We start from the raw sequence: 26,871 nt of genomic DNA, 5'->3' as shown, positions 1-26,871 counted from the left end.
AGAATATTTCAGGGTGTTTAAGGAATATTTTAGAATTGTAAGGAATAAAAGGGATGGACTAAGGAATATTTTAGATTTTTAAGGAAAATAAATCGACCATCTATAATAATCAGCAAGACTAATACTCATACTGGTAGCTTTTACACTATCTTGACCTGTGAATCATACATCTATTACACTTATTGAAGCATGTTTAATTGAAAAAGGTGAAATCATGAGAATTAATATAAACGGTATTTACGATGAAAGATTCCAGCGTCCTTTAGGGTTAATCGCTAATTTATTCTTTGAAGAATCTGAAGTCACATTATGCGGGACGGATCAGGAAGTTGATGCAGTAGTTGATTTCGATATTCATAATGACGATGGCGAGCTATTTGTAAAAGCAGCTTTGATGGCAAATGGCGAGAATTTTACAGCAGAGGCTAACAAAGAAATTCCCGCTGGCTTGAGTGATAAAGAACAATTCAAACTGCTCAAGACCGTCATATCAAGGTCTTATTTAAAAGTGCTTCAGAATTGGACAGGGTTGATCCAGAAGTGGGGTATTCTCACCGGAGTTCGTCCCACAAAACTTTTGCATAAAAAGCTCCGTGAAGGTATGAAACAGAATGATGCCCATAGAGAGCTGAAGGAACAGTATTTGATATCTGATGAGAAAATACAGCTCATGCAGCAGATCGTCGACCGCCAGCTCGCAGTCCTGCCTGATTTGTACGATTTAAAAAATGGTGTAAGCATTTATATCGGCATCCCATTTTGCCCGACGAAGTGTGCTTACTGCACCTTCCCGGCTTATGCTATCAACGGCCGACAGGGGTCGGTGGATTCTTTCCTAGGCGGGCTTCATTTTGAGATACGCCAAATCGGTGACTGGCTGAAGAAGAATGATATCAAGATTACAACGGTTTACTATGGAGGCGGTACGCCAACTTCGATCACCGCTGAAGAGATGGACATGTTGTATGAAGAAGTTCAACAGTCTTTCCCGGATGTCAAAAATATCAGAGAAGTGACCGTCGAAGCCGGCCGGCCGGACACGATCACTCCTGAAAAATTAGAAGTGCTGAAAAAGTGGAATATTGACCGGATCAGCATCAATCCACAGTCATATATCCAGGAAACTTTGAAGGCAATCGGCCGCCGTCACCATACAGTGAAGGAAACGATTGAAAAATTCCATCTGGCCCGCGAAATGGGAATGAACAACATCAACATGGATTTGATCATCGGCCTTCCAGGGGAAGGGACAGAGGAATTTGCCCATACCCTTGCTGAATCGGAAAAGCTAATGCCGGAATCCTTGACAGTCCATACTCTTTCGTTTAAAAGAGCGTCTGAAATGACAAAAAATAAACAGAAGTATAAAGTAGCAGGCCGCGAAGAAATAGAAAAAATGATGAATATGGCTGAATCATGGACGAAGAAGCATGACTACGTGCCATACTATCTGTACAGGCAGAAGAACATCCTTGGAAACTTGGAGAATGTTGGCTATGCTTTCAAAGAACAGGAAAGTCTGTACAATATCATCATCATGGAAGAGCAGCAGACCATCATCGGCCTTGGATGCGGCGCATCGAGCAAATTCATTGATCCCGAAACAGGTGTCATTACACAATTCTCGAATCCAAAGGATCCAAAGTCGTATAACGACAGCTTTAAAGAATACGCAAATAAAAAGATTGAAATCCTCGATTCTTTGTTTAATAAAGCTACAATATAATGGTAAAAAGCTCCCGAGAGAAGATTCCGGGAGCTTTTCGCTTTGAAGTAGTTTTTTTTTTACACAATAAAACACCAGCATTTATTGTGTAAAACCTGAAATTCAGCGATATTGTCCGGCAATTCCGCGAAAACAGCTTCTAATTCTGCGAAGTAACAGACGGGGAATTTCAATCCACCATAATTCCGCGAAGTGGAAAAAACATACATTTGTCCGCCCGGAAAATCATTTATTTCTTAAAAAATCTAAATAGTAAGAAAAAGGTTTTTAAATATAACATCTCCCTATATAATAAAAGTATAAGGATAAATGGAGGGGATGAATGGTGGCGATTGAATTTTCAACGGACACTGTAAAATTAAACATTAATGGACGAGTTGCAATTCTCGAGTTGAACAGGCCAGAAGCACTGAATGCCTTAGATGTCGAAATGATTAAGGGAATTACGATGAATCTTAAGGAAATCTGCAAGTCGGATGAAATTGATATCGTTCTAATTAAAGGAGCGGGACGGGCATTCTCTGCCGGTGGTGATATCAAAACAATGCTTTCCAATACAAATGAAAGCGATTTCTACCATGTGATGGACGATATTCACGATATGATCGTGACTCTGTACAGCATGCCAAAGGTAACAATTGCTGCAGTTACAGGTGCTGCGGCCGGCCTGGGATTCAGCTTGGCTCTCGCGACAGATTACATAATCGCTGAGCCATCAAGCAAGATTGCGATGAACTTCATTGGCATCGGCTTGATTCCGGATGGCGGAGGCCACTTTTTCATGGAAGAGCGTCTTGGGGAAACGAAGGCGAAGCAACTCATCTGGGAAGGAAAGACGCTTTCTGCTGATGAAGCACTGACACTGGGACTTATTGACGAGGTGCCAGCGGGTGACTTTGCAGAAGCAATTGAAGGAAAACTGCAGGAATGGCTGAACAAACCGGTTCAAGCTATGATAAAATCAAAGAAAATCCTAGCTGAGAAAAACAGGCCTTCACTATTGAAAATACTTGAATTGGAAAAATACGGCCAATTCAAAATGCGCCAGACAGAAGATCATCAGGAAGGCATCAATGCTTTCCTTGAAAAGAGGAAGCCGCAGTTTAAAGGAAAATAAATATAAAAAAAGCAAAGAGGTTCGACCTCTTTGCTTTTTCCTATGGATGAAATAGAACCAATTTTCCTCTAGGTGATGTACATCGATGCGTCTTGTCGCTGAGATTTTTTTTCTTCAAGCATTCTTGCACCGATTTCTTTTGCTTCATCATCATTGCCGGCCTGGAATGACTCGTCAATCAATTTTTCCCCATTTGGTTCAAAGGCTGTCAGTTTGTAAGTGTCCATCACAACTTCCCCTTCTTGAAAGATTAGTAAGTATATAATTAACTTCTTGAACTGCCTAGCTTCAGCTCCAAGCCCATCGAAACGCTTCGGCCCTGTCAATGAAGTCCAAGAACGGCTTCACTGTCAGGCCCTCCGGCGCTTTGTGATGGCAAACCAAGGTGCTTCTGCTTTTCTTTGTAAAATTCAGACTGTTACTATTATTTTTGCATAACTTTTTTAAATATGCAAAATAAAAAATATATTTAAAATATGAAACTATTGCCCGATTAAATTCGTAGTAATTTAATGGAAAAGGAGGAAGATGAATATAGCCTTACAGCTTGAAAAAGTTACAAAGAGATTTGGCAATTTCACAGCAGTGAACCAGCTTTCACTCAATATACCAGAAAAAGAAATGTTCGGATTTCTAGGTGCGAATGGCGCAGGGAAGACAACGACTTTCCGGATGATCCTTGGTCTCCTTGATGTTTCAGACGGAAAAGTTACTTGGGACAGTAAGCCAATCAATTATGAAACGAGCAGTATCATTGGTTACCTGCCTGAGGAAAGGGGACTTTATCCAAAACTTAAGGTTCGCGAACAAATCGTCTATCTTGCAAGATTAAGAGGGATGCAAAAACAGGCGGCACTCAAGGAGCTTGATTACTGGTTAAATCGCTTCAAGGTGCCAGAGTATGCGGATAAAAAAGTTGAAGAGCTTTCAAAGGGTAACCAGCAAAAAATCCAGTTTATTGCCGCCGTCATCCACAAACCAAGACTGTTGATCCTTGATGAACCTTTTAGCGGACTAGATCCGGTAAATGTGGAGCAGTTAAAGGAAGCTGTCCTCGAACTCAAAAATGCGGGCACGACAATCGTATTTGCGAGTCACCGAATGGAGCATGTGGAAGAGATGTGTGAACATATTTGCATTATGCACAAAGGAAGTCCAGTAGTCCATGGGTCACTAAGAGAAATCAAACGATCTTTTGGTAAAAAGAATCTGGTCATCCATGCGGATTTTGATACTTCATTCCTAAAGGATTATCCTGGAGTGGCAAAAGCAAAAATGACGGCAGAGGGAATCCACCTGCAAATCTCGGGTGAGCACGTAGCAGAAGACATTCTAAAAGATATCGTTGGCAAAGGTTTTATTCGCAAGTTTGTACTTGAAGAGCCAAGCCTCAATGATATCTTCATAGAAAAGGTTGGTGCTTCATATGAATAATTTCTTCATCATCCTAATCCATACATACATGAGCAAGTTAAAAACAAAATCCTTTTTAGTTACAACGATTCTGACCGTAGGAATTATGCTTGCGCTCACAAACATGTCAAACATCATCGACTTTTTCAATAAAGGTGACGAGACCGATAAAATTGCTGTCATTGATGCTACAGGCCAGCTATTTGAGCCGCTGAATGAGCAAATGAAATTGGTCAACGAAGAGCTAGTCCTGGAAAAGTTTGATGGAAAAGAAGAAGGTGCCAGGAAAGCTGTCGAGGAAGGAAAATATAAAGGTTTATTACAATTAAGCTTGAACAATGAAGAGCTGCCGGCGGCTTCCTACAAAGCGATGAGCATTGCGGATTCTGCAATTCCTGGCGATCTGCAGGCGGCATTACAGCAGATCAAGACAGCGATGGCATCCTCTCAAATCAATATCGCTCCAGATCAATTGGAAAAACTTTATGCACCAGTTGAATTTGAAAAATCTGCTCTTGAAGAAGATGCAAAGACCGAAGAGGAACTGAATCAGGCAAGAGGATTAGTCTATGTTCTTCTGTTCATCATCTATTTTGCCGTCATCATGTATGCCAACATGATCGCGATGGAAGTTGCGACTGAAAAATCATCAAGAGTAATGGAAATCATGATATCCAGTGTATCTCCTATCAAGCAAATGTTTGCGAAGATTCTCGGGATTGGGCTATTAAGCTTGACTCAGCTCGCCGTTCTCTTGCTTGTCGGGTACTTCTCCGTCAAACAGAATCTCGATAATATGGAAGGTGGATTTTTCGAGTTCTTCGGTTTTGGGAATATCGCAGGCAGCACAATTGCATATGCAGTGATTTTCTTCATTTTAGGCTATTTCCTGTACGCGACTATGGCGGCCTTCCTTGGCTCACTCGTCAGCCGGATTGAAGATGTCCAGCAAATGATTACCCCGATGACGCTGCTTGTCGTCGCTGGTTTCATGATGGCGATGTTCGGTCTTGGTCAGCCTGAAGCGCCATTTGTAAAATATACATCCTTCATTCCGTTTTTCTCGCCAATGTTGATGTTCCTGCGTGTGGGGATGCTGAATATTCCTTTCTGGGAAATTGCCTTATCAATCGGGATCCTCGTTGCCACAATAGCCTTCCTAGCTGTATTCGGTGCCAGAGTCTACCGAGGTGGAGTCCTGATGTACGGAAAATCAAATTCATTCAAGGACATCAAAAAAGCACTCCAGCTAACGAAAAGCGAATAAATGGAAAGCCGCAATCTTGGATTGCGGCTTTTTTAAAAGGAAATTCAAAATGCTTAGTGGAATATTTATAAGGTATAACGTTGCATCTGCCCGAGAAGGAATCATAAATGACGATCATGTGCCCGAAATAAAGCTGTAACAGGAATTTCGGTAACATAAATGACGATCATGTGCCCGAAATAAAGCGGTAACAAGGATTTCGGTAACATAAATAGCAAACATGTGCCCGAAATGAGGCGGTAACAAGGATTTCGGTAACATAAATGGCAAACATGTGCCCGAAATGAGGCGGTAACAGGAATTTCGGTAACATAAATGGCAAACATGTGCCCGAAATGAGGCGGTAACAGGAATTTCGGTAACATAAATGGCGATCATGTGCCCGAAATGAGGCGGTAACAGGAATTTCGGTAACATAAATGGCAAACATGTGCCCGAAATGAGGCGGTAACAAGGATTTCGGTAACATAAATGGCAAACATGTACCCGAAATGAGGCGGTAACAAGGATTTCGGTAACATAAATGACGATCATGTGCCCGAAATAAAGCGGTAACAAGAATTTCGGTAACATAATTAGCAAACATGTGCCCGAAATGAGGGACACAATATTTTGCATAAAATTGCCATTTTAATAGAAGGAGTGTGTTCGTGTTGAGGCAGATTATTGCAATGGGCGGCGGAGGGTTTTCGATGGAGCCGGAGAATCCGCTGTTGGATTTATATATCCTGGGGCAGTCTGAAAAGCAGACGCCAAAGGTTTGTTTCGTGCCGACTGCCAGCGGGGATGCAGAAAATTATATCACGAGATTCTATAAAGCTTTTGAAAGGCATGAATGTATCCCTTCACACCTTTCATTATTCAGTCCACCATCAAAGGACTTAGAAGCATTCGTTATGGATAAGGATATTATCTATGTTGGGGGAGGAATTACGAAGAACCTGCTAGCTCTTTGGAAGGAATGGGGACTTGATATCGTCCTGCGAAAAGCCTGGGGGCAGGGCAAAATAATGGCTGGAGTTAGCGCAGGCTCAATCTGCTGGTTTGAGGAAGGTATTACAGATTCTTTTGGCTGCGGACTTGATTCACTAAAGGCTCTTGGGTTTCTGAATGGCAGCAATTGTCCGCATTATGATGGAGAAGAGGATCGCCGTCCTGCTTATAAGAGATTTGTAGGCTCAGGCAGGATTTCAGGTGGATTTGCCGCGGATGATGGAACTGCATTGCACTATATTGATAAGGAACTAGTTAAGGCGGTAAGCTCAAGGCCAGAAGCAAAAGCGTATCATGTTTGGATGGAAGATGGGAAAGTGCAGGAAAAGGAAATGAAAACCATATATTTGGGGTGAAAGCGGAACTGCAGTTCAGATGAGGACTGCGGTTTTTTATATTATAAAATATTCACTTGATGAGGCTGACCAAGGCGCTTACACTTTTCTTTGTCCAGCTCCAGCGCCTAGCCCCTCGAGGCGCTTCGGTCCTGCCAATGAAGTCAAAGAATGACTTCACCGACAGGCCCTCCAGCGCTTGTCGGGGCTGACCAAGGCGCTTACACTTTTCTTTATTAGAACGTGCATTCGTATTTTTGGAGTGTTAAAATAAAAGAAATAGGACGGGAAAGGAATAACCAAATGAAACAGGTGAAGTTTTTACATACTGCCGACCTTCATCTTGATAGCCCGATGGTCGGTCTGAGGCACTTGCCCAAAGCCATTTTTCACAGGTTGCAGGAGAGTACATTTACAGCTTTGAAAATTATCACGGATGCGGCGATCAACCATGAAGTTGATTTTGTCGTCATTGCAGGTGATCTATACGATGCTGAGGACAGGAGCATTCGAGCTCAGGCTGTTCTTCGCAATGAAATGGAAAGGCTCGCTGAAAAAGGAATCAAGGTATACGCAATACACGGAAATCATGACCATCTTGGCGCAAAATCTGTGACGATTGATTTTCCGGATAACGTTCACTTTTTCTTAGATCAGGTGGAAAAGGCTGATTTTAAGAAGCATGATGGCACTCTTGTCCATTTGTACGGTTTCAGCTATCCTGAGCGGCATGTAATGGAGCGATGGATTGAGAAGTATAAAAAGATTGATGGCGCAGATTTTCACGTCGGTATGCTTCATGGACATTTTGACGGAGCGAGTGATCACGGGAAATACGCACCGTTCAGTTTATCTGAACTTATTGACAAAGACTATGATTATTGGGCACTGGGCCATATTCATAAAAAGGCGGCTTTATCACAGCAGCCTTATGTTGTCTATCCTGGCAATCCACAGGGACGAAACAGGAAGGAAACCGGTGAAAAAGGGGCGTATATTGTTCAGTTGACAGAAGCAGGATCCGACGTTTCTTTTATTGAAACAGCTGATGTGATTTGGGACGAAACAATTATTGACGCGAAGGATTCGTTAAGCTTCAATGCTATTTATGAAAAATGTCTGGCCGTCATTGATGGGAAAAGAAGACAAGGAAAAGGGGTCCTGCTGGATATCCGGATTGATAACCTGGATTCGGGCCAGAAAGATGTGATTGAAAAAGTCGCCAGTGGTGAACTTATTGAACTTCTGCAGGAAGCTGAGAAGGATGAGGAGTCTTTTGTCTGGGTGCACAGGCTCAATTTCTCCGAAAACATTGCCGTCGACCGCGCTGAATTGATTAAGCAAAGCGATTTTTATGAAGAGTTATTCAACTCTATTGAGCAATACGATAATGTAAAAGACTCACTGTCTCCATTATTCCAGCACAGCCAGGCTAGAAGGCATTTAGGGATGCTGTCGGAAAGTGAAAAAGATCAGCTGGTTGAGGATGCAGAAAGGATTCTGCTTCAGCTCCTGCTGAAAAATGAATGAAAGGAGGCAGCTTTATGAAACTTATTGAACTGCATATATACGGATATGGCAAGCTCGAGGATTATGTGATTGGCTCTGTAGGGCAACTGCAAATTTTCTATGGTGAAAATGAAGCAGGCAAATCGACCATCATGTCATTCATCCATAGTATCTTGTTTGGTTTTCCGGCTAAGCAAAGTTCCGAAATCCGCTATGAGCCAAAAAATAACCCAAAGTATGGCGGTAAAATAAAGGCCTTTTTCCCTGACAGGGGAGTGGCTGTCATTGAGAGGGTGAAAGGTAAGGCTGCAGGTGATGTGACTGTCTCGCTTGAGGACGGGACGATTGGTGGAGAAGACTTACTTAAAGATCTCCTGAACAGAATGGATAAAAGCATTTTCCAGGCTATTTATTCGTTCAATGTCCATGGGTTGCAAAATATCCATGCAATGAAGGGAGAAGAGCTTGGCAGGTACTTGTTCTCTGCCGGAACGCTTGGTACAGATAAGCTCTTTAATACGGAGAGTTTCCTGACAAAGGAAATGGAGCAGCGTTTCAAGCCAAGTGGGAAGAGGCCTATACTGAATGAGAAACTGAAAGAGTTGAAAGAAGTTCAAACCTCATTGAAAATCGCAGAAATGCAGAACGAAAAATATTCCGAGCTGATGACTACGAAAGACGGATTGACCAATAAAATTGCTCAGTTGCACAAAGAAATTGCAATGCTGGAGCAAAAAGGGCTTAAGCTTCGTGAGTACAAGCGAAATGAAAAGCTTGTCATAGAAGCCGTAACAATAGAGAGCAAAATTCGTGAGCATGATCCGGGATTTTTTCCGGAAGATGGTTTCAACCGTCTTGAGAAATTGGACGAGCAGCTTAAGGTCATCCAGGCAAAATTGTTAAGGATAAAAGAGAAGAAGGACCATTTCCTGAAAGAACTGGAGATGAACAGGCCGAATGCTGAATTGCTGGGGATGGAAACTGAAATTGAAGCCAGAATTGAGAATCTGCTTTTATATGACCAACTGAAGCAGGAAAAAAGACTTCTTGAATCCAAACTGGAGGAAATATCAGAAGAAATAAGTCAGTTAAATGACAAGCTTCATACGGATTTCAACGAAGGAAATATCCTTGAAATCAACACAAGTATCTTTATTAAGGAACAGGCCGAAAACATCCAGCAGACTGAGCAAAGATTAAAGGAAAAAAAGCTGGAGCTGGAGGCTGACTTTGAAGAGGAGAAAAAGACACTGGCAGAACTTGAGGCAAGGGCTGAAGGTGCGAAAGGTGAACTTCTTGATGAAGGAAAGCGAAATGAATTAGTGAATGAATTGGATCTATTGGCGAATAAAGAAAGAATTCAGTCTGAATTAAATTATGTCTTGGACCAAATTGATGCCGCCAAATCCAGGGAAGACAGTGAAAAAATCAGACGAAAAAAGCAGCAGAAGAAAGAGTATAATCAGTTACTCCTTCTTGGAAGTTTTTTTCTCATTGTATTTCTTTGGGGAATTACAAATGGCCTATGGTTTCTAGCTGGAATCGGTTTAGCAGGACTGGTGTTTTTATTGGCTGCTCGCAATAAGTCAAGTGAGAAAATGCCAGTGGAGGACCGGGTTCTTTCCAAGTTGCTTGCGCGTGAAAGAGAGCTGAAAGAGGCGTTGAACAGCCAGCGGGAAGGCAGTGCTTTTACAATCAAAAATCTGCTTGCCAGGGACAAAGAGGCGAATCAGCGCTATCGCGAACTGCTCATTAAAATTGAACAGCAGCATGATCGTTTTGAAAAAGTAGTTCAGCAATTTGAAGCATGGGAAGCAGATAGTGCAGATGTAAACCGGAAAAGGGCAGAATTACTGAAGCAATTTGGTCTAATGGAAACTGCAGGCACGATTAAGGTTATGGATGCCTATCAATTAATAGATACGCTGAAGCAGTATTTCCGTGAGAGAAAGAGAAATAAAGAAAGCTTAAAGAAAGTAACTGATTCTTTAATGGAAATGGAAAACAGCCTGAAAATGCTTGCTGAACGATTTCTTCAAAATAGCAATCTTGCTCCAGTGGAGGCAGCTAGTCTGCTGAAGAGGAAACTGCGTGAAGAAATTGACCAGAAGTCGAGGTATCACGGACTGACCGTTAAACTAGAGGAAGTTGAAGAAGAACATTCATCACTGCAGAAGGAAGAAGTAGTGATTATTCAAGAAAAAGTAGGGTTACTTGCTCTGGCCGGAACTGAAGGTGAAGATGAATTCAGGCAGAAAGCGAAGGCTGCTGCATGGGTGAAAAACTGGAGTGCAAGGCTTGAGGATATAAATTACCAGCTGCTTGCCTCTGGAATGACTGATGAGGATCGTGAAAAGATTTTGACAGGAGTTTCGCTAGAGGAACAAATCGATGAAAATGAATTGAGGCTAGAGCAGAGCAAGGCGGAGTTAACCACACAGTTTGATGTAATCGCGGATGTAAAGCATAAGGTGAAGGTGCTTGAAGAAGGTGGCATTTACAGTGAATTGCTCCATAAATATAAGCAGCTTCAGCATGAGTTTGCGGAAGATGCGAAGGAATGGGCGAAGTTTGCGGTTGCAAAGGATTTGCTTTCGCGGACAATTGACCGTTATAAGGATGAGCGCTTGCCGAAAATGCTGGTCAAAGCTGAGAAATTCCTGTCGGTTTTAACTGATGGAGGTTATGTGAAAATCATTCCTCAACTTACAGGAAGCGGTTTTTTGATTGAAAGAAATGATCATATGTTATTTGAAGCGAATGAACTTAGCCAGGCAACTGCTGAACAAGTCTATGTATCCATCAGGCTGGCACTTGCAGCCGGACATTATGATCGTTATCCATTCCCAATTATCATCGATGACAGCTTTGTCAATTTTGATTATAACAGGACTGGGCGGATTATTAAGCTGCTTAAGGAAATGAGCAATAACAATCAGATTCTCATTTTTACATGCCATCGTCATCTGCTTGACTATTTTACCGAAAATGTAATTATCAGTCTGCAAGAAAAAAGTACAAATATAGTTTAAAAATGCCATGGTTTGAGAATCAGAGACAATAGACTCTGTATGTTATACTGTTGCAGAGAGGAGAGGGCGGTTAACTATGAATAAAGGAATTTTGAATCACGAAACAGGGGACCAGGTAGAATTATTTTTATTGATCAAGCATTCGTCAAAAGGGATTGCCAGCAATGGGAAGCCGTTTTTGACACTCATCCTCCAGGACCAGAGCGGGGAAATCGAAGCAAAGCTTTGGGATGTTTCTGACGAAGATGAAAGTACTTACTCTGCAGAAAGCATTGTAAAAGTCCAGGGAGATATCCAGAATTACCGAGGGCGAAACCAGTTGAAGATCAGGCAAATCAGGCCAACATCGACAGCTGACTCTGTCAAACTATCTGATTTTCTTGAGACAGCCCCTGTCAGCCAGGATGAAATGAGCAGCAAGCTCACCCAATACATTTTCGAAATGAAGAACCCTAACATTCAAAGGGTTACCAGACATTTATTGAAGAAGCATATGAATGCTTTTATGGAATATCCTGCAGCGACTAAAAACCATCATGAATTTGTTTCGGGACTTGCGTATCACGTTGTCTCCATGTTGGACCTTGCGAAATCAATCGCAACGCTATATCCAAGCCTTGATAAGGATCTATTGTATGCTGGGGTCATTCTTCATGATTTAGGTAAAGTCTTTGAGCTATCCGGCCCGATTTCAACAACTTACACGGTTGAAGGGAATTTGCTCGGACATATATCCATCATGGTCAATGAAATTGGTAAGGCAGCCGATGAACTAGGCATCAGCGGTGAAGAAGTAGTCATTCTTCAGCATATGGTATTGTCCCACCACGGGAAAGCGGAATGGGGCAGTCCAAAACCGCCGATGATTAAAGAGGCTGAAATTCTTCATTACATCGATAATCTTGATGCGAAAATGAATATGCTCGACCGTGCGCTTGCCAGGGTTAAACCAGGCGAGTTCTCCGAAAGAGTATTCGCTCTTGATAATCGCTCATTTTACAAGCCAGTATTTCATAAGTAAAAGCAAAACAGGCTCACTCCAATTCCGTGGAGGGGGTCTTTTTTTTATTTTCTGTATAAGTTGAACTTAAGAATTACCCATTGAATGAAGCGGAAGATGCGTAGACTCCTCGAAAATGCTGACACATTTCCTTCATGCGTGGGACTTTTTCGAGGAAGTCAATCATTGTCCTGCGGATGAAAGGTCAGTGGGAGACCCCACAGACGCTTGTGCCGAAGAGGCTCCCAGGCCGCCCGTGGAAAGCGAAGCACATGGAGCGAAATGAAAAGGTAGACTTTTTAGTTCAACTTTTAAAAATGGCATATTTTAAAAAAAACCTCATATTAATACTGTAAGAGTTCAATTTGGACAACCTTTTAAATGGAGGGTATGAAGAAATGTCAATTCCAATCTGGGTAATAGCAGTCGCAGCAGGGGTCGTATTCAGTGCCTTCATGGCAGTGAAAACAGGGAAAGAAGAACGGAAAGAAGAAATGGAAAGCATTGAACGTGAGGGCGAGCTATATATGAAGCGTCTTGAGCGAGAAAAAGAACAACGTGAAAATTCGGCGGAAGCATAAAAAAACACTGGTCTCCTTTAATTGAAGGAGCCAGTGTTTTTTCGTTGTAATTAAAGTGTGGATAACTACATGTAGTTACCTTAATTCAGTTCCAGCGCATAGCCCCTCGAGACGCTTGTGCTTTTTGTTCTTGATTATGGTTGTGTTGGTGCTTCGGCTTCTGGGAATTCAGCAGCACCTTTAAGATCTTTGTCCTTGATCTTTACATTTGCTGCATCAAGTTCACGCTTTAAGACTTCTTGAATCTTATTAGAATCTAGCTGAGTAAGCTTCAACTCATACTCAAGCTCGTCCTTCATTTTTTCGTAAGATTCTTTTTCTTTCTTTTCAGTTACCTTGATGATATGGAAACCGTGCTGTGATTGAACAGGTTCACTGATTTTGTTTACTTCTAGGCCGTAAGCAGCCTCTTCGAATTCAGGAACCATTTTTCCAGGTCCGAAGAAACCAAGATCTCCGCCATTTGCAGCTGAACCAGGGTCTTGTGAATACTCTTTCGCCAGGTCTTCAAACTTTGCGCCCTCATCAAGCTTCTTCTTTACTTCCTGGGCTGTTTTTTCATCTTTTACAAGGATGTGACTAGCCTTGATTTCAGGCTTGTACTCTTCGTAACGCTTCTTTACTTCTTCTTCGCTGACCTTCACATCTTTAAGCGCAGCTTTTTCCATTAGAAGCTGATCTTTAAGGACTTCTTTTAATTCTTCCTCGTCCTTAAGCTGGTTTTGCTGTAGAACTAGCTCGAAGTTCTCTCCAAGCTCTTCCTTAAGCTCGGCCACTTTTTCTTCAACCTCTTTATCAGTCACTTCATAATTTTCCGCAAGAACTTTTTGATAAAGCAATTCTTGAAGTGCTTGCTCTCCATACTTTTCCTTCATGGATTGATAAAGCTCTTCCTTGGTAATGTTGCCTGCTTTCGACTCAACGATTACTTCTGAAGAATCAGCATTATCGTTACTGCAAGCAGCTAATCCCATAACTCCGGCTGCAACCGTGAGGGAAATTATCATTTTTTTCATGGTGAACATCTCCTAAACAGAAAATTCTAGTGGTCGTTTTAATCCACAAACTCTACTATAACATAATTTCAATTTTCTACAAAAAATAACTAATGGATTTTTTTGGTTATGTAAGGAGTTGGGCGGATATCTATACCGTTTGTTCGAGGGTGCATAGGATGAAGAGAAGAGAAAAAAAGGAGGTAGTTGAAAATGGTCCACTATAATTCAGGCTTTGCGTTAATCGTTGTCCTGTTCATCTTGCTGATCGTTGTTGGAGCAGCTTACCTGTAAACAACAAAATGCAAGTAATGCAGGATATTTGCCTATGCGGAATCGACATTACTTGAATAAGATATCATAACCACTTTGGAAGGAGGTGTTAATATGGGTGCAGGATACGGCGGCGGCTTCGCGTTAATTGTCGTGTTATTCATTCTGTTAATCATCGTGGGTGCAGCTTGGCTTTAATTTCTGAATAAAGAGTATGGGGGACATCTGGCCCCCATATTTAAAAAACGATGTTAAGGCAAGTTCTTAAAGCAGAAAGGAGGAACCTCAATGTCTGGAGGAGGACATGGATATGGCGGCGGCTTTGCATTGCTCGTTGTCTTGTTCATTCTGTTGATCATTATCGGTGCTTCCTGGCTGTAAGCATCGATGGGCAATGCTTTCTGCATGCCTTAATCAGTTAAAGACTTAATGGAATTGGAAAATAAAGAGCGGTGAGGGAAGCCTCACCGCTTAATTTATGTAGTCACGTATAAAGTATTTCAACGAATGATGAAATCAGCAATATTGTAACTAAAATATTGATCGTCCTGAATATTTTCGCATGTTTGTCTTCAGGTATTTCCTTCTGGATGCAGAGGGAATCTGTAAGCTTATTTATATAGAAGAGAATGAAAGCAGCAAAAAGGACAAACATGAACAAAATGGAGATCATCGAAGAATCCCTCCTTAGCAATCTTTTTATCTTAAATACAATACCAAATATTTTAAGAAAAAGATAGTTATTTGATAATGGCATATAACTAGGTATTTGGTGCAGGAGGGTTGAAAAGAAGTTAACTGAAATCAAGGTTTGCCAAACTGTAAGCATTCTTTGAATGTGAGGGGATGAGCAAACCGAAAGAAGAACAAAAAGCGGAGGGTTTATGTCCATTCATCCGCTTTATAAGATGATTTCAGCTGGACTTCAGCCAAAAACAACAGCCAGAGGAAGCGGGTAAGTTTGCAGCTCATGGGGGAATCTTCCTCTATTGTGGAGTAGCAGTGTGCCTATAGAATTAAGCATACTCCTTTTCGGCCGGATCTATTTTTTTAAGTTTACCGTCTTCATCAGAAAACTTGTTATCGATATTCGAAAAAGACTTCTCGAATATTTCCATAAAATCATCGCCATAAATATTGCGGACAATTGCCATGATTTCAATGATATCAGGGAACTTTCCGTATAGTTCCTTCAAAGGCATGGCTCCTGAAAAAACGGCATTAGTATCTGGTTCATAGTTTTCCATCAAAGCGAGCAATATACCTTCGCCTTCTTCGGTAAGCTGGATATAAGTATTTCTCTTGTCACTTTCCTTCTTGGAAAACTTTAAATAACCACGTTCCTCAAGCTTTTTGGAAAAGTTAAAAGCAGTGGAAACATGCATGACTCCGAATTTTGCCACATCAGAAATCGAAGCACCATTCAAATGATAAGCAATCCATAATATATGGTGCTCATTGATATTCAGGTCGAATGGTTTGATCCATTGCTGCCAGTCCTTCTCAACAGACTTCCATAGGGCTTTGCTTAACTGGGCAATTCTCTGGCTAAATATCATTGCTTCTTTCATAGAATAATTTTTATCTCCCATTCTCATAATCACCTACTTTATTGTTTCTATTTTCATTATGCCAATAAAACAAAAATTAATAAAGATATAAATTTACAAAATTTTTAGAATTTGTTAAATTTCTTCTAAAGTCAGGGTTTTTTAACGTAATTTTTATTTGTTATAAGAAAAATGCCAATTGCTTAATATATCTTTCTTGATAAAAAAAGAAAATCCTTCCCACCGGAAAAATTTTAGTTAAGGGGAAGGATTGTTCGGTGTTTATTATTTTTCTTTAGAATTAGCTGCTGCCAATTCAGTTTCCAGGTCTTTAATTGAATCTTCAAGTTCCATTACATCTTCCTGAAGGACTTTCTTGTTTTCTTCGGTTTCAAGCTTCCACTCAAAGATAGCCGTTTTTACATCGGTGATAAATGTCTGGATAGATGCTTTTCCTTCTTTTGAAGCAGTGGCTACTGTGTTTTTCAATTCAACAGCTGAATCCTTAATATCCTTTATGGATTCCATGTATTCATTTTTGTTGGCTATAAGAGTTCTTCTTGTTTCATATCCTGATTTTGGAGTTGATAGTAGTGTTGCGATACTTGCTACAACCCCACCTATAACCATTCCTGCTAAAACTTTTTTTGCTTTCATGCTTTGACCACCTCATCGATTTTCCTTTATATGTTCTTCAAATGTATCAGAATTCCTCTTTTCTTCTATATTTAATTTCCTATTCTGGCACAAATAAACGTTATTAGCTTCATAGGCTTAAATTAACAGGCATAAAAATATATTATGGTCATGTTCTGGAAGGAGAGGAGGGGAGTAGAATTTTTACAAGTGTAGTATTTCTCATCAGCGTTGCTTTCTTTGTGGGGGCGGTCCATCATCTCCTTGCGTTAAAGAAACCGGGTATGTATCCTCCGAAGGCGCTTCTTAGAAAAAGAGCAGGGACGCTGGCAGGGGGAGGAGCAATTTTTTTATTGATCGGAATTATCTTTTATACATTTTAATAGAGCATAACAAAGCCCCTGCCGTTAATCGACAGGGGCTGAAAATTTTTAATGGATTTCTGCAAGCTTTGCTCTTCTGAAAATATTCGTTGCCACAGGATAAAGAATTCCCATGAAAACGGCGTTAAATGCTGCTGCTGGAAGGACAACCGCTGCGAATAAAGCAGTGAATGGTCCTGGCAGGCCAACAAGGAAGTAGGCAGAACCAAGGAAAACAATTCCTGATACAATGGTTCCAATCGCTGTAAGGGCTGCTGCAGTGTAAATGGAAAACTTGAAGTTTTTCAGTGCCAGCAGGATTCCGAAAAAGACAAATGCAGTAACAGGCTTATCAACAATGTTCGGAACTATGCCACCTGGGAAAGTAGTAGTCAATCCTGAAATCAGTCCAGTTACGACTCCAACCAATAGTACACTTTTTTTGTCAGGAAACATGATGATTCCTAGGAACATCATCGTCAGCATCATATCAGGCTTCATCCCAAGGAAAAAACCGGGTACGACCACGTGCAAGACTGCTCCCATCCCCACTAAAAGTGACAATGCTACAAGATTCTTCGTATTCATTTCTCATCTCTCCTCTGCTATTCTAGCTAACTAGTGCTCCTCCTGCAGTGCTCTCTATGCCTGCAGCGAAAAGCTTTCCCCAATTATAACACATAATTTAATGGAGTAAAGGATTAATAATCTGTTAATTTCTGCTCCTGAAACGATTTATGAAATCAGCCAGTTTTTCAACATGTTCAAGAGGGACAGCGTTATAGATCGACGCTCGGCAGCCTCCTACAGATCTGTGCCCGGCAAGTCCTATAAAGCCGGATTCTTCCGCTTCATGAATGAAGGCTGATGTCAGAAGATCATTATCGAGTGTAAAGGTGACATTCATCAATGAGCGGCTCTTTTCTTCAGAGTGTCCTGTATAGAATCCGCCACTGCTGTCGATCGCATCATAAAGCAGTGCCGCTTTCTGCTTATTCAGCTGTTCTAGCTTTTTGACCCCGCCCAGCTCCTCTGCCCATTGAAGAACAAGCATTAGAAAATAAATAGATAAAGTAGGAGGAGTGTTATAAAGCGATTTTGAAGCAGCATGAACCTGATAATTAAGCATGGAAGGCAGACTTGGTTTAGAGCTATTGAGCAAATCTTTATGGATGATGACGACGGTGACCCCGGATAGCCCCAGGTTTTTCTGTGCACCTGCATAGATGAGTCCATATGAAGATATATTTATTGGCCGGCTGAGAATGTCACTGGACATGTCAGCAATCAATGGTACTTGTAGACGCTCAGGTATAGAATGCCACTGGGTTCCGTAAATCGTATTGTTCGTCGTGATGTGGAGGTAGGATGATTCAGCTGGTATGTAGATTTCTGAAGTGTTGGGGATCGATCTGTAGTTGGCATTTTTAGAAGATGCGGCTACCACGGCATTTCCAACTTTCTGAGCTTCCTTCAGCGCTTTCTCAGACCAAGTTCCGGTCAGAACATAGCTTGCAGTCGAGCCTTCTTCAAGCAGGTTCATTGGGACCATTGAAAATTGCAGACTTGCACCACCCTGGAGAAATAGAATTTCATATTCATCAGGAATGGTGAGCAGGTTTCTGAGAAGGTTTTTAGTATGATCATTAATTTCTTCGAATTCCTTGCTTCGATGGCTAAGCTCCATGACTCCCATTCCGATGCCCCGGTAATTCATCATATCTTTTTCCGCTTTCGCTAATACAGCCTCAGGCAAAGCAGCTGGACCAGCATTAAAATTGAGAGCTCGTTTCATATGAATCCCCCCGAAAATTTAATTACGGTATGTCTTTAATGGGTTAAAGTTATCATCTTGCTACCAGAAATTCAAGCAGAATTCTAATGTTTTCAGAAAAATTAAAATAAAATTCAAAATTAACGTTAAAGAATATTTCTCTAAAAGGATAGGTAGACGTCAATGCTTCCGAGACAAGCTCTATCGGACAAACGTGAGGGAAGACCGGCAGGAAGTGTCCGATAGAAGGGCTCTATTGGACAAATACAATGTGAATAGCAAGAAAATTGTCCTTTAGATAGGCTGATTCTAAGATCATTTTAAAAAAACTCCCGCAATGGCGGAAGTCTAAATATTGCTATTGATTTCTGCAGCGATCTTTTGGTAATCGTCGGATGTATATTGATCCTGGTGTGTTTTCCACACAGCGCCGAAGCCATCGCCATTGCCATAGCGCGGAATCAAGTGCATGTGGAAGTGGAAGACTGATTGGCCAGCTGCTTCGCCGTTGTTTTGCAGCACATTGAGACCGATTGGATCATATGCAGCCTTGATTGCTTTAGCGACTTTTGGGACTACCTTGAATACGTCTGCAGCAACTTCGTCAGTTAGTTCATATACATTTTCTTTATGTACTTTCGGTATGACAAGTGTATGTCCTTTCGTTACCTGACTGATATCGAGAAATGCAAGGACGTTCTCATCTTCATAAACCTTGGCTGATGGGATCTCACCGTTAATGATCTTGCAAAAAATGCAATCACTCATTTCTTCAACCCTTTCGTCCGTGAATTGCGCTTTTGTCCCGTTCAACTCAAGGACTTTGCGCTTTTTTATGGTATTTTATCACATTTTACCAATATGAATAAAGAAAGAAGGACAGGATCCGCATGGAATCCTGTCCCTGAAGGGGAACTAACTACTGTTCATATGCGTTCTCAGCAGGTATACCTTTGATAAACACCTCATTTTAAATTCATTTGAATTTAGATAAATGATGGGTTATTCAGTACCTGGTTCAATCGGACCATCCCCTGTCTGCTTTAATCGGTTTCACAACTTATAAAGCGGAGAAGTGATCTGCGACACACACCTCATTTCAAAATGTGGAGTGATGTTACTGAACGGCTGGGTTAACATTTACGTAGCGCAATGCAACCATCCCCTTATTTGAACGATGAAATCAGTGTGTTTTATAAATCGAATAATATGTCTTTTACAGACACCTCATTTCGAATTATTGCTTGTTGCCCCTTCAAAAATTATGATGCCCCGATTGTACGCTTATATGCGAAAAAGTTTCAAAATAAGTTGAAGCTTTTCCTAATGTATATGGATTTGTTAAAATAACGGTACAGAATACGAACTGGAAGGGCGTTGTTCATGTCTTTATTGGAAATTAACCAGGTAACCGGTGGCTATACAAGAAATCCGGTATTGAAAAATGTCAGTTTCACCGTCAATAAAAATGAAATCGTGGGTTTGATTGGCCTGAATGGTGCTGGAAAAAGTACTACAATCAAGCATGTAATCGGCTTGATGGAGCCTCATAAGGGTGATATTAAAATTAATGGCAGAACCTTTTTGGAAGGCAAGGAGGAGTATAGGAAGCAGTTCACCTTTGTGCCTGAAACTCCTATTCTTTATGATGAATTGACACTTGAGGAGCATCTGCGGCTGACAGCAATGGCCTATGGCCTTGAGGAAAAAGAATTTGAACAGCGCATAGATGCTTTATTAAAAGAATTCAGGATGAGCAAGAGGCTGAAATGGTTTCCAGCCCATTTTTCAAAAGGGATGAAGCAGAAAGTAATGATCATGTGCGCATTTTTGGTACAACCTTCACTTTATATTGTCGATGAGCCATTTGTCGGCCTTGACCCTCTTGGTATTCAATCGCTGTTGGATCTAATGGACAAAATGAAGCAAAACGGCGCGGGCATATTGATGTCGACGCATATCCTCGCAACGGCAGAGCGTTATTGCGATCGTTTTGTCATTCTCCATAATGGAGAAGTCAGGGCCCACGGAACGCTTGAAGAGTTGAGAGATCAGTTCGAGATGCCGGGCGCAACGCTGGATGATCTGTATATCCAGCTGACGAAGGAAGAAGACTATGTTTAATCCGCAGCACTTATGGAAGGAGCGTTTCGGCACTTTTACCAAGGAAACCGGAAGCTACCTGCGATATATTTTTAACGGCCATTTAGTGATAGTTGTCCTTTTTTTTATTGGGAACAGCGGCATTTTACTATCAAGAGTGGATTGACACCCTGCAGCCGGACTTTCCGGCAGCGTGGATCATCGCCTTGGTTCTTGCAGCAGTGCTTACATATAGTCCCATTCAGACATTTTTGACGGAAGCGGATAAAATATTTTTATTGCCGCTTGAAACCAGACTGGATGAATATTTCCGGAAATCGATCACATTCAGCCTGAGCATGCAGTCATATCTATTGCTGCTCATACTCGCGGTATTGATGCCTCTTCATGTAAAAATACATGGTGCCGATTTCAAATCGTTTTTCGTCCTTTTAATTGTACTCATCCTGATAAAAGGGATCAATATATTGATACGCTGGAATGTGCAGTATTTTATCGAGAAAAATGTAAAATTGACTGACAGCTTCATTCGTTTCACCATCAATGTGGTGCTATTGTATTTTATCTTTTCAGGAGCTCAGTTGATATTTGCAGCCGTTCCAGCTGTTGCCTTAATCTTGTTGTATTTTTACTATAAAAAGCAGGCAAAGGATAAAGGCTTGAAGTGGGAGCAGTTGATCGAGGACGAGGAACGTCGGATGAATGCCTTTTACCGTGTGGTCAATATGTTTACCGATGTTCCGAAGCTGCGAGACCGCACAAAAAGAAGAAAATGGCTGGATTGGCTCGTTAACATCATTCCATATAAGCAGGACCTGACCTTCAGCCATCTTTACTTAAGGACCTTCGCAAGATCCGGAGATTATTTCAGCCTGCTTGTCCGCCTTACATTGATAGGAGGAGCAGCTCTTTATTTCCTATCTTATGGGCCAGGACAAATATTGCTTGCCTTGCTTTTCATGTATTTGACAGGGTTCCAGCTATTGCCGTTATGGAATCATCACCAAAACAAACTATGGGTCAGCCTGTACCCTGTGCCAGAGAGTGCAAGAAAGAAATCCTTTACGAGCCTGCTTCTAGGAATTATGATTTTTCAGGCAGCTGTTTTTGCAGGGACAGTTTTCGTTAAAGGGGAACTGGTATTAGGAGCGATTGTTTTAGCTTCTGGAATTGCATTTTCCCTGTTCTTTGTTTACTTTTACAGCAAGGGCAAGCTTAAATCCTGATCTGGAAATCCTTTTCGTAATCGCTTCAAGCTTTTATGAAAAGGATTTTTTTGAATCGTTTTTGCGTTTTGTACGTAATAGTAAAGCAAGGGGTGAATGCTTTGAATGAATATGAGTTGAATGCATATGAAGAGGTCCTCGCCTTTAAGCGGAAGCTGAATAAACGTTCTAGCCTTTTGGCTCGGGCTTCGAAGAAAGCGCAGACGAAAGTGAATCAGTTGATTCCAGATAGAGTTCATCAATTCTTGACAGAAAGTATCAAGAATATGGTCAAGGCAACTTTGGCGGGATCGAATTACACGACGAAAAAGCAGCAGGGAACAGGACTAACACTTTCTGAGAAAGACCAGGAGCTTTATAAAAAGCTGTCTGCCTACAAGAGGACAGCGGCTGTCGAAGGGGCTGGAACTGGAGCAGGGGGTATACTGCTCGGAATGGCAGATTTTCCACTGCTTTTATCGATAAAAATGAAATTTCTTTTCGAGGCTGCCTCAGTATATGGTTATGACCCTTCAAGATATGAAGAAAGGCTGTTCATCCTTTATGTTTTCCAGCTGGCTTTTTCAAGTGATGACCATCGAAAGCAGACATTGGATTTGATTGAGAACTGGGAAGAAAGGAAAGCTGAACTGACGGAGCTGGATTGGCAGCAATTTCAGCAGGAATACAGAGACTATATCGACTTTGCCAAAATGCTGCAGCTGATGCCCGGGATTGGGGCTGTTATAGGAGCTTATGCCAATTACAATCTGCTCGACCAGCTTGGGGAAACAGCGATGAATGCTTATAGGATTAGAATCCTGAAAACACCTCCGCAACTATAAGATGCGGAGGTGTTTGGCCTGACTAAATAATTATGTTGTAGGTGACATATTTAGGGTGTTCTTAATCTAGCTCCAGCGCCTAGCCCCTCGAGACGCTAGTCTAGCTGCGGCTCCTAACTCCTGGAGACGCTAGTCTAGTGTCGCCTCCTAGAAACTCCGAAACTTCAACTCCGCCGGCAGAAGCAAAAAGCGCTTCTTTGTCGGAGTCTCCAGTTTCTGCGTTTCTGGACAGTCGGCTATACTTTTCGATTTCGGTCCTGCCAATGAAGTCAAAGAACGACTTCACTGTCAGGCCCTCCAGCGCTTGTCGGGGCTGAACGAGGCGCTTGTGCTTTTTGTTTCTTATGCTAATGTTTCACGTTTTTCTTGTTTATACTGTTCCTGGTTTTGATAGTTCAGTGCGGCTGCACAAAGAGTTTTTGCCGCAATGACCATCGCTTTTTCGTCAAAATCGAATTTAGGGTGATGATGAGGGTACGACCCGTCTGTTTCCGGCTTCGCTCCGGTAAAAAAGAAGGTCCCTTTAACATGCTTAAGATAGTAGGAAAAGTCCTCGCCCCCCATTTGAAGATCACTTTCTTCAATCTTTATCACTTCAGGTACTTTTGTAGCGCAGTCAATCAGGAACTCAGTTTCTGCTGCATGGTTGACGACGGCTGGATACCCTTTTTCATACTGGTAATCATAGGTGCAGTCTGTTGCCAGACAGGTGCCATGAACTACTTTTTCAATTTCTACTGCGATGAAATCCCGCGTTGATTCGTTGAATGTCCGTACTGTGCCAATCAGCTTTGCTTTATCAGCAATTACATTAAAGGCATTTTCCGCAACGAAAGAACCGACGGTCACAACGGCGGAATCGACAGGGTCAACACGTCTGCTTACAATTTGCTGTAAGGTCGAAACCAGCTGTGCTCCAGTAACAATGGCATCCTTTGTCTTATGCGGCTGGGCGCCGTGTCCACCTTTCCCCTGGATTGCTATTTCAAATCGGTCCGCTGCTGCCATGATGGGTCCAATCCTGTATTGGATGGTTCCCGTAGGTTCTGTGGCCCACAGATGGGTACCGAATATCACATCCACGTCTTCAAGACAGCCATCATTTATCATTGAAATCGCGCCGCCTGGTGCGTATTCCTCAGCATGCTGGTGAATCATCACATACGTTCCCTGCAAATTTTCCCTGTTTTCATACAGTACCTTTGCAAGCACCAATAATGTCGCTGTGTGGCCATCATGGCCGCATGCATGCATCACACCGGGAACTAATGATCTATATGGTACATCCTTCTCGTCCTGGATCGGCAGGGCATCAAAATCAGCTCTAAGTGCGACTGTTTTTCCGGGCTTTGCACCGCGGATTTTTGCAACCACTCCATTGCCGCCAACATTAGCGCGCACCTCCGCCCCCAGCTTTTCGTAATACGATTGAATATATTGTGCTGTGTTCACTTCCTGGAAAGACAATTCAGGATGTTGGTGCATATAACGGCGGATTTCCACCATTTCCGGATAAAGGTTTTCGATCTTTTTAAAAAGTTGATCCTGCAATTGATTCACTCCTTATGTAAAATAGTTAGATAATTTAAATAATTATAGCACAAATATAGATTAAAGACATTTTAGAATCATAGCAAAAGAAGCTCCCAATAAAGGAAGCTTCGTATATAAATGGAGCCACTTGAGTGGCATCCAGTGTTTTAAGCTATATCAGGAACATTGCCACAATCGTGGTGACGATCAGGCCGATTGTGACCGGAAGAAGATTCCTTCTCGCTAATTCGAAAGGATCCACACCGCAAATTGCGGCTGCTGGAATCAATGCCCATGGAACTAGGGTACCGCCGCCGACCCATATGGCAGCAATTTGTCCAAGGGCCGTCAAAGTAGCAGCTCCTGCGCCTATGGCAGTCGAGAAAATCCCTGCCACCGAGCCGGCAAGTGAAATTCCAGAAAAGCCGGATCCATCAAGACCTGTAATTGCTCCTACAGTTGTTAGGGTTATGGCACCAACTTCAGCGCTGAGTGGGACGACAGAAGCAAGGGCCACTCCGAGGTCATTTACAATACCCTGTGAAGTTTCTGGAAGAAATTCACCAATTATTTTTGTAAAGCCTGAATCCCCAAGATAGAAGAATGCGGCGATTGGGATGACGGCACCAAAAACCTTGAAACCAAACTGGAATCCTTCGATAAGGTAACTGGTTGTTTTTTCAAGTCCTTTGTTTTTATGAGCTGCGAGTGAAATGAGCAGAAGTATGAAAATCGAGGTCCCTCCAACCAGCGCTGTGGCATCGCCGCCCTGCAAGTTTAGAACGGACATGGCTGCGACATCCGCTGCAAATAAAACCGGAATCAGAATGGCGAAAAATTTCCTGGAACCGTCTGATAGCAAGCTTGGGTCACTTGTATGATCTAACTCAACTTCCAGTTTGCCGCCACCTTTTAATGTGCCGTTTTTCATATCTCTTTTTAATAGATAGAAAGCAGTGACCGTTGTGACTACACCCATCACAATGACCAGCGGGATGCTAGCCTGAACCACCGAACTGACAGGAATGCCAGCAGCATCTGCCGTAAGTTTTGGAGCAGCCTGGATGACAAAGTCCCCTGAAAGCGCGATTCCGTGCCCAAAGAGGTTCATTGCGACTGCTACCCCAAGCGCAGGCAGTCCGACTCTGACTGCAACCGGTAAAAGAACTGCCCCCATCAAGGTCACCGCAGGGGAAGGCCAGAAGAACCAGGATATAACCATCATGACAATACCAATCGTCCAATAAGCGAGCGCTGGCGTTTTGATCAACCTCGCAAATGGGGAAATCATTGCATCGTTGATACCGGTCACCGTAAGTGTCCTGCTCATCGCCACGATAATCGAAATGACGAGAATAGTAGGCAAAAGCTCGGTAATCGCATAGATAAAACTATTGAATATGCTGCTGATCGATCCGCTTAATGATCCTGTAGCGACGATGGCCAACAAAAAGATACCAGCAATCGAAATAAGGGTTGTGTCTCTTTTCATGACCATGAAACCGATAATCAGGAAAATGAATAAAACATATATTCCATGAAGTGCCGTTAATTCTATTGACATAGCCTATTTCTCCTTTCTAAATGACCTCCTGGTTACCTTTGCTGTAATATAGGCAAATTTCCTAATTGAGTACTACAGGATATGATGGCTGCGGAAAGGTGTGAGGAGTTTTGAAGAATTTTTTATCAGTCTCAAGGCGGAGGGGAAAAGCTTCTTTAGAGGGGCGTACACTTTCGTTTCATCTTATAAGATAGTACTTAAGGTAGTAGAGAAACATTTATGAAAAAAAGGGATTTTCATGTGAAGAAAAGAATAAGAGATTAGGATAGGAAGAAAGAAGGGGAAATTGTTGCGTACTCGATCTATGAATCAGATAGCTTTGGCTGTCATACTATCAGGCTTAGGAGTTATTCTGCTGCTATTTAATTTAGGTGTCATTTCCTTGGAAATAAAAGAGCTTTTTGTCGTAACCTATCCTTTTGTAATGTTGTTGTATGGATTGGTGGCATTATTCCGCCGACAGTTTGGGTGGGGAGCCTTTGTGTTGGTTTTTTCTTCATTGTTGATCATGGATCGGTTTGATTTGTTTGTTTTTGATTTTCTTGACGTGTGGAAGCTTTGGCCGTTGTTGTTAATTTACTTTGGGTTTGCCATGATTTTTAAAAAAAAATAAAATTAAAATCATTTTTGATACGGATGCTTCCAGTATCAAACAAGATACACTTGAAACTGAAGAGCATTCAGTGAAGCGTATAAGAGGAGTATCTGTTGGAAAGGTGACCTTCAAGAAACAAAACTGGGCAGTCGAACCGATGGATTTATACAATATGGTCGGTGAATATTTTATCGACTTCAGCAAAGGCTTCATTCCTGACAAGGAAACGCCTGTAAGGGTGAGAGGATGGGTTGGTGAAGTGAAAATGCTCATTCCAGAGGATGTGCCTGTGAAAATTAATGCCGTGATAGGCGTCGGAGAAGTAAAGATGTTCGATTATGACCAGGAACAAGTAAAGCACGTAATTGCATATAAATCCGATGATTATGATGATGCTGTTAGAAAGTTGAACATCACAATAGAATTAAAAATCGGTTCGGTAAGGATTGATCGGGTTTAGGGG

The 26,871-nt window shown here is 41.9% G+C and carries 29 protein-coding genes and 1 pseudogene; 18 read left to right on the top strand and 12 right to left on the bottom strand.

Annotated elements, in window-relative coordinates; translation table 11 throughout:
* Window positions 1–214 precede the first annotated feature (214 nt).
* Both LC048_RS15910 and LC048_RS15905 read left to right on the top strand, forming a co-directional pair.
* Entirely contained in the window at window positions 215–1,726 is a 1,512-nt protein-coding gene (locus LC048_RS15910) for a coproporphyrinogen III oxidase (RefSeq protein WP_306048066.1), read from the top strand.
* A 322-nt stretch (window positions 1,727–2,048) separates the two neighbouring features.
* Window positions 2,049–2,843, top strand: a complete 795-nt coding sequence (locus LC048_RS15905) for an enoyl-CoA hydratase (RefSeq protein WP_264188083.1) — start codon at window positions 2,049–2,051, stop codon at window positions 2,841–2,843.
* A 40-nt stretch (window positions 2,844–2,883) separates the two neighbouring features.
* Here the strand turns inward: LC048_RS15905 and LC048_RS25110 are convergent, their stop codons facing one another.
* Both LC048_RS25110 and LC048_RS25105 read right to left on the bottom strand, forming a co-directional pair.
* On the bottom strand, window positions 2,884–2,991 hold the full coding sequence (locus LC048_RS25110; RefSeq protein WP_371932071.1) for a YhzD family protein: 108 nt from the start codon (window positions 2,989–2,991) through the stop codon (window positions 2,884–2,886).
* A 31-nt stretch (window positions 2,992–3,022) separates the two neighbouring features.
* A pseudogene (locus tag LC048_RS25105) lies at window positions 3,023–3,070 on the bottom strand (hypothetical protein); the annotation flags it as partial.
* A 307-nt stretch (window positions 3,071–3,377) separates the two neighbouring features.
* On the opposite strand from LC048_RS25105, the gene LC048_RS15895 reads away from it, so the two are divergent.
* The 7 genes from LC048_RS15895 to LC048_RS15865 all read left to right on the top strand — a co-directional run bounded on the left by LC048_RS15895 (window position 3,378) and on the right by LC048_RS15865 (window position 12,973).
* A complete protein-coding gene (locus LC048_RS15895) occupies window positions 3,378–4,277 on the top strand; it encodes an ABC transporter ATP-binding protein (RefSeq protein ID WP_226599939.1) in 900 nt (299 codons plus the stop codon).
* A complete protein-coding gene (locus LC048_RS15890) occupies window positions 4,270–5,523 on the top strand; it encodes an ABC transporter permease (RefSeq protein WP_226599941.1) in 1,254 nt (417 codons plus the stop codon). Before LC048_RS15895 ends, LC048_RS15890 begins: the two co-directional genes overlap by 8 nt.
* Window positions 5,524–6,176: 653 nt before the next feature.
* Window positions 6,177–6,872, top strand: a complete 696-nt coding sequence (locus tag LC048_RS15885) for a Type 1 glutamine amidotransferase-like domain-containing protein (RefSeq protein ID WP_226600048.1) — start codon at window positions 6,177–6,179, stop codon at window positions 6,870–6,872.
* Window positions 6,873–7,154: 282 nt separating this feature from the next.
* A complete protein-coding gene (locus LC048_RS15880; RefSeq protein ID WP_226599943.1) occupies window positions 7,155–8,381 on the top strand; it encodes a metallophosphoesterase family protein in 1,227 nt (408 codons plus the stop codon).
* 14 nt (window positions 8,382–8,395) lie between these two features.
* Window positions 8,396–11,392, top strand: a complete 2,997-nt coding sequence (locus LC048_RS15875; protein ID WP_306048064.1) for an ATP-binding protein — start codon at window positions 8,396–8,398, stop codon at window positions 11,390–11,392.
* Window positions 11,393–11,468: 76 nt separating this feature from the next.
* On the top strand, window positions 11,469–12,413 hold the full coding sequence (gene yhaM, locus LC048_RS15870; protein WP_226599947.1) for a 3'-5' exoribonuclease YhaM: 945 nt from the start codon (window positions 11,469–11,471) through the stop codon (window positions 12,411–12,413).
* Between the two features lie 377 nt (window positions 12,414–12,790).
* Entirely contained in the window at window positions 12,791–12,973 is a 183-nt protein-coding gene (locus tag LC048_RS15865) for a sporulation YhaL family protein (RefSeq protein ID WP_226599949.1), read from the top strand.
* Between the two features lie 134 nt (window positions 12,974–13,107).
* On the opposite strand, the gene LC048_RS15860 is transcribed toward LC048_RS15865, so the two are convergent.
* Window positions 13,108–13,989: a peptidylprolyl isomerase gene (locus LC048_RS15860; protein WP_226599951.1), complete on the bottom strand. Its 882-nt coding sequence runs from the start codon at window positions 13,987–13,989 to the stop codon at window positions 13,108–13,110.
* Window positions 13,990–14,181: 192 nt separating this feature from the next.
* Between LC048_RS15860 and LC048_RS15855 the strand changes: the two genes are divergently transcribed.
* From LC048_RS15855 to LC048_RS15845, 3 genes are all read left to right on the top strand, one after another.
* Window positions 14,182–14,262: a YjcZ family sporulation protein gene (locus LC048_RS15855; RefSeq protein ID WP_306050526.1), complete on the top strand. Its 81-nt coding sequence runs from the start codon at window positions 14,182–14,184 to the stop codon at window positions 14,260–14,262.
* 93 nt (window positions 14,263–14,355) lie between these two features.
* Entirely contained in the window at window positions 14,356–14,439 is an 84-nt protein-coding gene (locus LC048_RS15850) for a YjcZ family sporulation protein (protein ID WP_064503397.1), read from the top strand.
* Window positions 14,440–14,529: 90 nt separating this feature from the next.
* Window positions 14,530–14,622: a YjcZ family sporulation protein gene (locus LC048_RS15845; RefSeq protein WP_023615405.1), complete on the top strand. Its 93-nt coding sequence runs from the start codon at window positions 14,530–14,532 to the stop codon at window positions 14,620–14,622.
* A gap of 103 nt (window positions 14,623–14,725) precedes the next feature.
* On the opposite strand, the gene LC048_RS15840 is transcribed toward LC048_RS15845, so the two are convergent.
* From LC048_RS15840 to LC048_RS15815, 6 genes are all read right to left on the bottom strand, one after another.
* Window positions 14,726–14,914 carry a hypothetical protein gene (locus LC048_RS15840; protein ID WP_226599953.1) on the bottom strand — a complete coding sequence of 63 codons (189 nt, stop codon included), beginning with the start codon at window positions 14,912–14,914 and terminating at the stop codon, window positions 14,726–14,728.
* A 343-nt stretch (window positions 14,915–15,257) separates the two neighbouring features.
* The gene (locus LC048_RS15835) at window positions 15,258–15,833 is read right to left on the bottom strand and encodes an HTH-type transcriptional regulator Hpr (RefSeq protein WP_226599962.1); all 576 of its coding nucleotides are present in this window, start codon (window positions 15,831–15,833) and stop codon (window positions 15,258–15,260) included.
* A gap of 243 nt (window positions 15,834–16,076) precedes the next feature.
* A complete protein-coding gene (locus LC048_RS15830) occupies window positions 16,077–16,448 on the bottom strand; it encodes a YtxH domain-containing protein (protein ID WP_226599964.1) in 372 nt (123 codons plus the stop codon).
* A gap of 410 nt (window positions 16,449–16,858) precedes the next feature.
* Window positions 16,859–17,377 (bottom strand): tryptophan transporter, encoded by a 519-nt coding sequence (locus LC048_RS15825; RefSeq protein ID WP_306048058.1) that lies wholly within the window; start codon window positions 17,375–17,377, stop codon window positions 16,859–16,861.
* Between the two features lie 124 nt (window positions 17,378–17,501).
* On the bottom strand, window positions 17,502–18,584 hold the full coding sequence (serC, locus tag LC048_RS15820; protein ID WP_306048056.1) for a 3-phosphoserine/phosphohydroxythreonine transaminase: 1,083 nt from the start codon (window positions 18,582–18,584) through the stop codon (window positions 17,502–17,504).
* 327 nt (window positions 18,585–18,911) lie between these two features.
* Complete coding sequence (locus LC048_RS15815) at window positions 18,912–19,331, bottom strand: HIT family protein (protein ID WP_226599968.1); 420 nt, start codon at window positions 19,329–19,331, stop codon at window positions 18,912–18,914.
* A 615-nt stretch (window positions 19,332–19,946) separates the two neighbouring features.
* Between LC048_RS15815 and LC048_RS15810 the strand changes: the two genes are divergently transcribed.
* The 4 genes from LC048_RS15810 to LC048_RS15795 all read left to right on the top strand — a co-directional run bounded on the left by LC048_RS15810 (window position 19,947) and on the right by LC048_RS15795 (window position 22,716).
* Window positions 19,947–20,687 (top strand): ABC transporter ATP-binding protein, encoded by a 741-nt coding sequence (locus LC048_RS15810; protein WP_226599971.1) that lies wholly within the window; start codon window positions 19,947–19,949, stop codon window positions 20,685–20,687.
* The gene (locus LC048_RS15805) at window positions 20,680–20,832 is read left to right on the top strand and encodes an ABC transporter permease (protein WP_306048053.1); all 153 of its coding nucleotides are present in this window, start codon (window positions 20,680–20,682) and stop codon (window positions 20,830–20,832) included. The genes LC048_RS15810 and LC048_RS15805 overlap by 8 nt, the downstream gene beginning before the upstream one ends.
* Window positions 20,795–21,892, top strand: a complete 1,098-nt coding sequence (locus tag LC048_RS15800) for an ABC transporter permease (RefSeq protein WP_306048051.1) — start codon at window positions 20,795–20,797, stop codon at window positions 21,890–21,892. Before LC048_RS15805 ends, LC048_RS15800 begins: the two co-directional genes overlap by 38 nt.
* Window positions 21,893–21,993: 101 nt before the next feature.
* Window positions 21,994–22,716 (top strand): EcsC family protein, encoded by a 723-nt coding sequence (locus LC048_RS15795; RefSeq protein WP_226599975.1) that lies wholly within the window; start codon window positions 21,994–21,996, stop codon window positions 22,714–22,716.
* A gap of 100 nt (window positions 22,717–22,816) precedes the next feature.
* On the opposite strand, the gene LC048_RS15790 is transcribed toward LC048_RS15795, so the two are convergent.
* The 3 genes from LC048_RS15790 to LC048_RS15780 all read right to left on the bottom strand — a co-directional run bounded on the left by LC048_RS15790 (window position 22,817) and on the right by LC048_RS15780 (window position 25,813).
* Entirely contained in the window at window positions 22,817–23,002 is a 186-nt protein-coding gene (locus LC048_RS15790) for a hypothetical protein (protein ID WP_226599976.1), read from the bottom strand.
* A gap of 56 nt (window positions 23,003–23,058) precedes the next feature.
* Window positions 23,059–24,267: a M20 family metallopeptidase gene (locus LC048_RS15785; protein ID WP_306048048.1), complete on the bottom strand. Its 1,209-nt coding sequence runs from the start codon at window positions 24,265–24,267 to the stop codon at window positions 23,059–23,061.
* Between the two features lie 154 nt (window positions 24,268–24,421).
* A complete protein-coding gene (locus LC048_RS15780) occupies window positions 24,422–25,813 on the bottom strand; it encodes a hypothetical protein (RefSeq protein WP_306048046.1) in 1,392 nt (463 codons plus the stop codon).
* A gap of 382 nt (window positions 25,814–26,195) precedes the next feature.
* Here LC048_RS15780 and LC048_RS15775 point away from each other — a divergent pair, with 382 nt between their 5' ends.
* Window positions 26,196–26,426 carry a LiaF transmembrane domain-containing protein gene (locus LC048_RS15775; RefSeq protein WP_306048044.1) on the top strand — a complete coding sequence of 77 codons (231 nt, stop codon included), beginning with the start codon at window positions 26,196–26,198 and terminating at the stop codon, window positions 26,424–26,426.
* Window positions 26,427–26,496: 70 nt separating this feature from the next.
* On the top strand, window positions 26,497–26,868 hold the full coding sequence (gene liaF, locus LC048_RS15770; RefSeq protein WP_306048042.1) for a cell wall-active antibiotics response protein LiaF: 372 nt from the start codon (window positions 26,497–26,499) through the stop codon (window positions 26,866–26,868).
* Window positions 26,869–26,871: the final 3 nt, after the last annotated feature.

This window comes from Mesobacillus subterraneus, assembly GCF_020524355.2.
GTDB lineage: Bacteria > Bacillota > Bacilli > Bacillales > Cytobacillaceae > Mesobacillus > Mesobacillus subterraneus_C.
This window is presented reverse-complemented; position numbering and strand designations above follow the sequence as displayed.

Excerpts from the sequence above, each read along its gene's own strand:
- LC048_RS15910 (WP_306048066.1), top strand. The coding sequence starts at position 215 with ATGAGAATTAATATAAACGGTATTTACGATGAAAGATTCCAGCGTCCT.
- LC048_RS15905 (WP_264188083.1), top strand. The coding sequence starts at position 2,049 with ATGGTGGCGATTGAATTTTCAACGGACACTGTAAAATTAAACATTAAT.
- LC048_RS25110 (WP_371932071.1), bottom strand. The coding sequence starts at position 2,991 with ATGAAGCAAAAGAAATCGGTGCAAGAATGCTTGAAGAAAAAAAATCTC.
- LC048_RS15890 (WP_226599941.1), top strand. The coding sequence starts at position 4,270 with ATGAATAATTTCTTCATCATCCTAATCCATACATACATGAGCAAGTTA.
- LC048_RS15880 (WP_226599943.1), top strand. The coding sequence starts at position 7,155 with ATGAAACAGGTGAAGTTTTTACATACTGCCGACCTTCATCTTGATAGC.
- LC048_RS15875 (WP_306048064.1), top strand. The coding sequence starts at position 8,396 with ATGAAACTTATTGAACTGCATATATACGGATATGGCAAGCTCGAGGAT.
- yhaM (WP_226599947.1), top strand. The coding sequence starts at position 11,469 with ATGAATAAAGGAATTTTGAATCACGAAACAGGGGACCAGGTAGAATTA.
- LC048_RS15865 (WP_226599949.1), top strand. The coding sequence starts at position 12,791 with ATGTCAATTCCAATCTGGGTAATAGCAGTCGCAGCAGGGGTCGTATTC.
- LC048_RS15860 (WP_226599951.1), bottom strand. The coding sequence starts at position 13,989 with ATGAAAAAAATGATAATTTCCCTCACGGTTGCAGCCGGAGTTATGGGA.
- LC048_RS15855 (WP_306050526.1), top strand. The coding sequence starts at position 14,182 with ATGGTCCACTATAATTCAGGCTTTGCGTTAATCGTTGTCCTGTTCATC.
- LC048_RS15850 (WP_064503397.1), top strand. The coding sequence starts at position 14,356 with ATGGGTGCAGGATACGGCGGCGGCTTCGCGTTAATTGTCGTGTTATTC.
- LC048_RS15845 (WP_023615405.1), top strand. The coding sequence starts at position 14,530 with ATGTCTGGAGGAGGACATGGATATGGCGGCGGCTTTGCATTGCTCGTT.
- LC048_RS15840 (WP_226599953.1), bottom strand. The coding sequence starts at position 14,914 with ATGATCTCCATTTTGTTCATGTTTGTCCTTTTTGCTGCTTTCATTCTC.
- LC048_RS15835 (WP_226599962.1), bottom strand. The coding sequence starts at position 15,833 with ATGGGAGATAAAAATTATTCTATGAAAGAAGCAATGATATTTAGCCAG.
- LC048_RS15830 (WP_226599964.1), bottom strand. The coding sequence starts at position 16,448 with ATGAAAGCAAAAAAAGTTTTAGCAGGAATGGTTATAGGTGGGGTTGTA.
- LC048_RS15825 (WP_306048058.1), bottom strand. The coding sequence starts at position 17,377 with ATGAATACGAAGAATCTTGTAGCATTGTCACTTTTAGTGGGGATGGGA.
- serC (WP_306048056.1), bottom strand. The coding sequence starts at position 18,584 with ATGAAACGAGCTCTCAATTTTAATGCTGGTCCAGCTGCTTTGCCTGAG.
- LC048_RS15815 (WP_226599968.1), bottom strand. The coding sequence starts at position 19,331 with ATGAGTGATTGCATTTTTTGCAAGATCATTAACGGTGAGATCCCATCA.
- LC048_RS15810 (WP_226599971.1), top strand. The coding sequence starts at position 19,947 with ATGTCTTTATTGGAAATTAACCAGGTAACCGGTGGCTATACAAGAAAT.
- LC048_RS15805 (WP_306048053.1), top strand. The coding sequence starts at position 20,680 with ATGTTTAATCCGCAGCACTTATGGAAGGAGCGTTTCGGCACTTTTACC.
- LC048_RS15780 (WP_306048046.1), bottom strand. The coding sequence starts at position 25,813 with ATGTCAATAGAATTAACGGCACTTCATGGAATATATGTTTTATTCATT.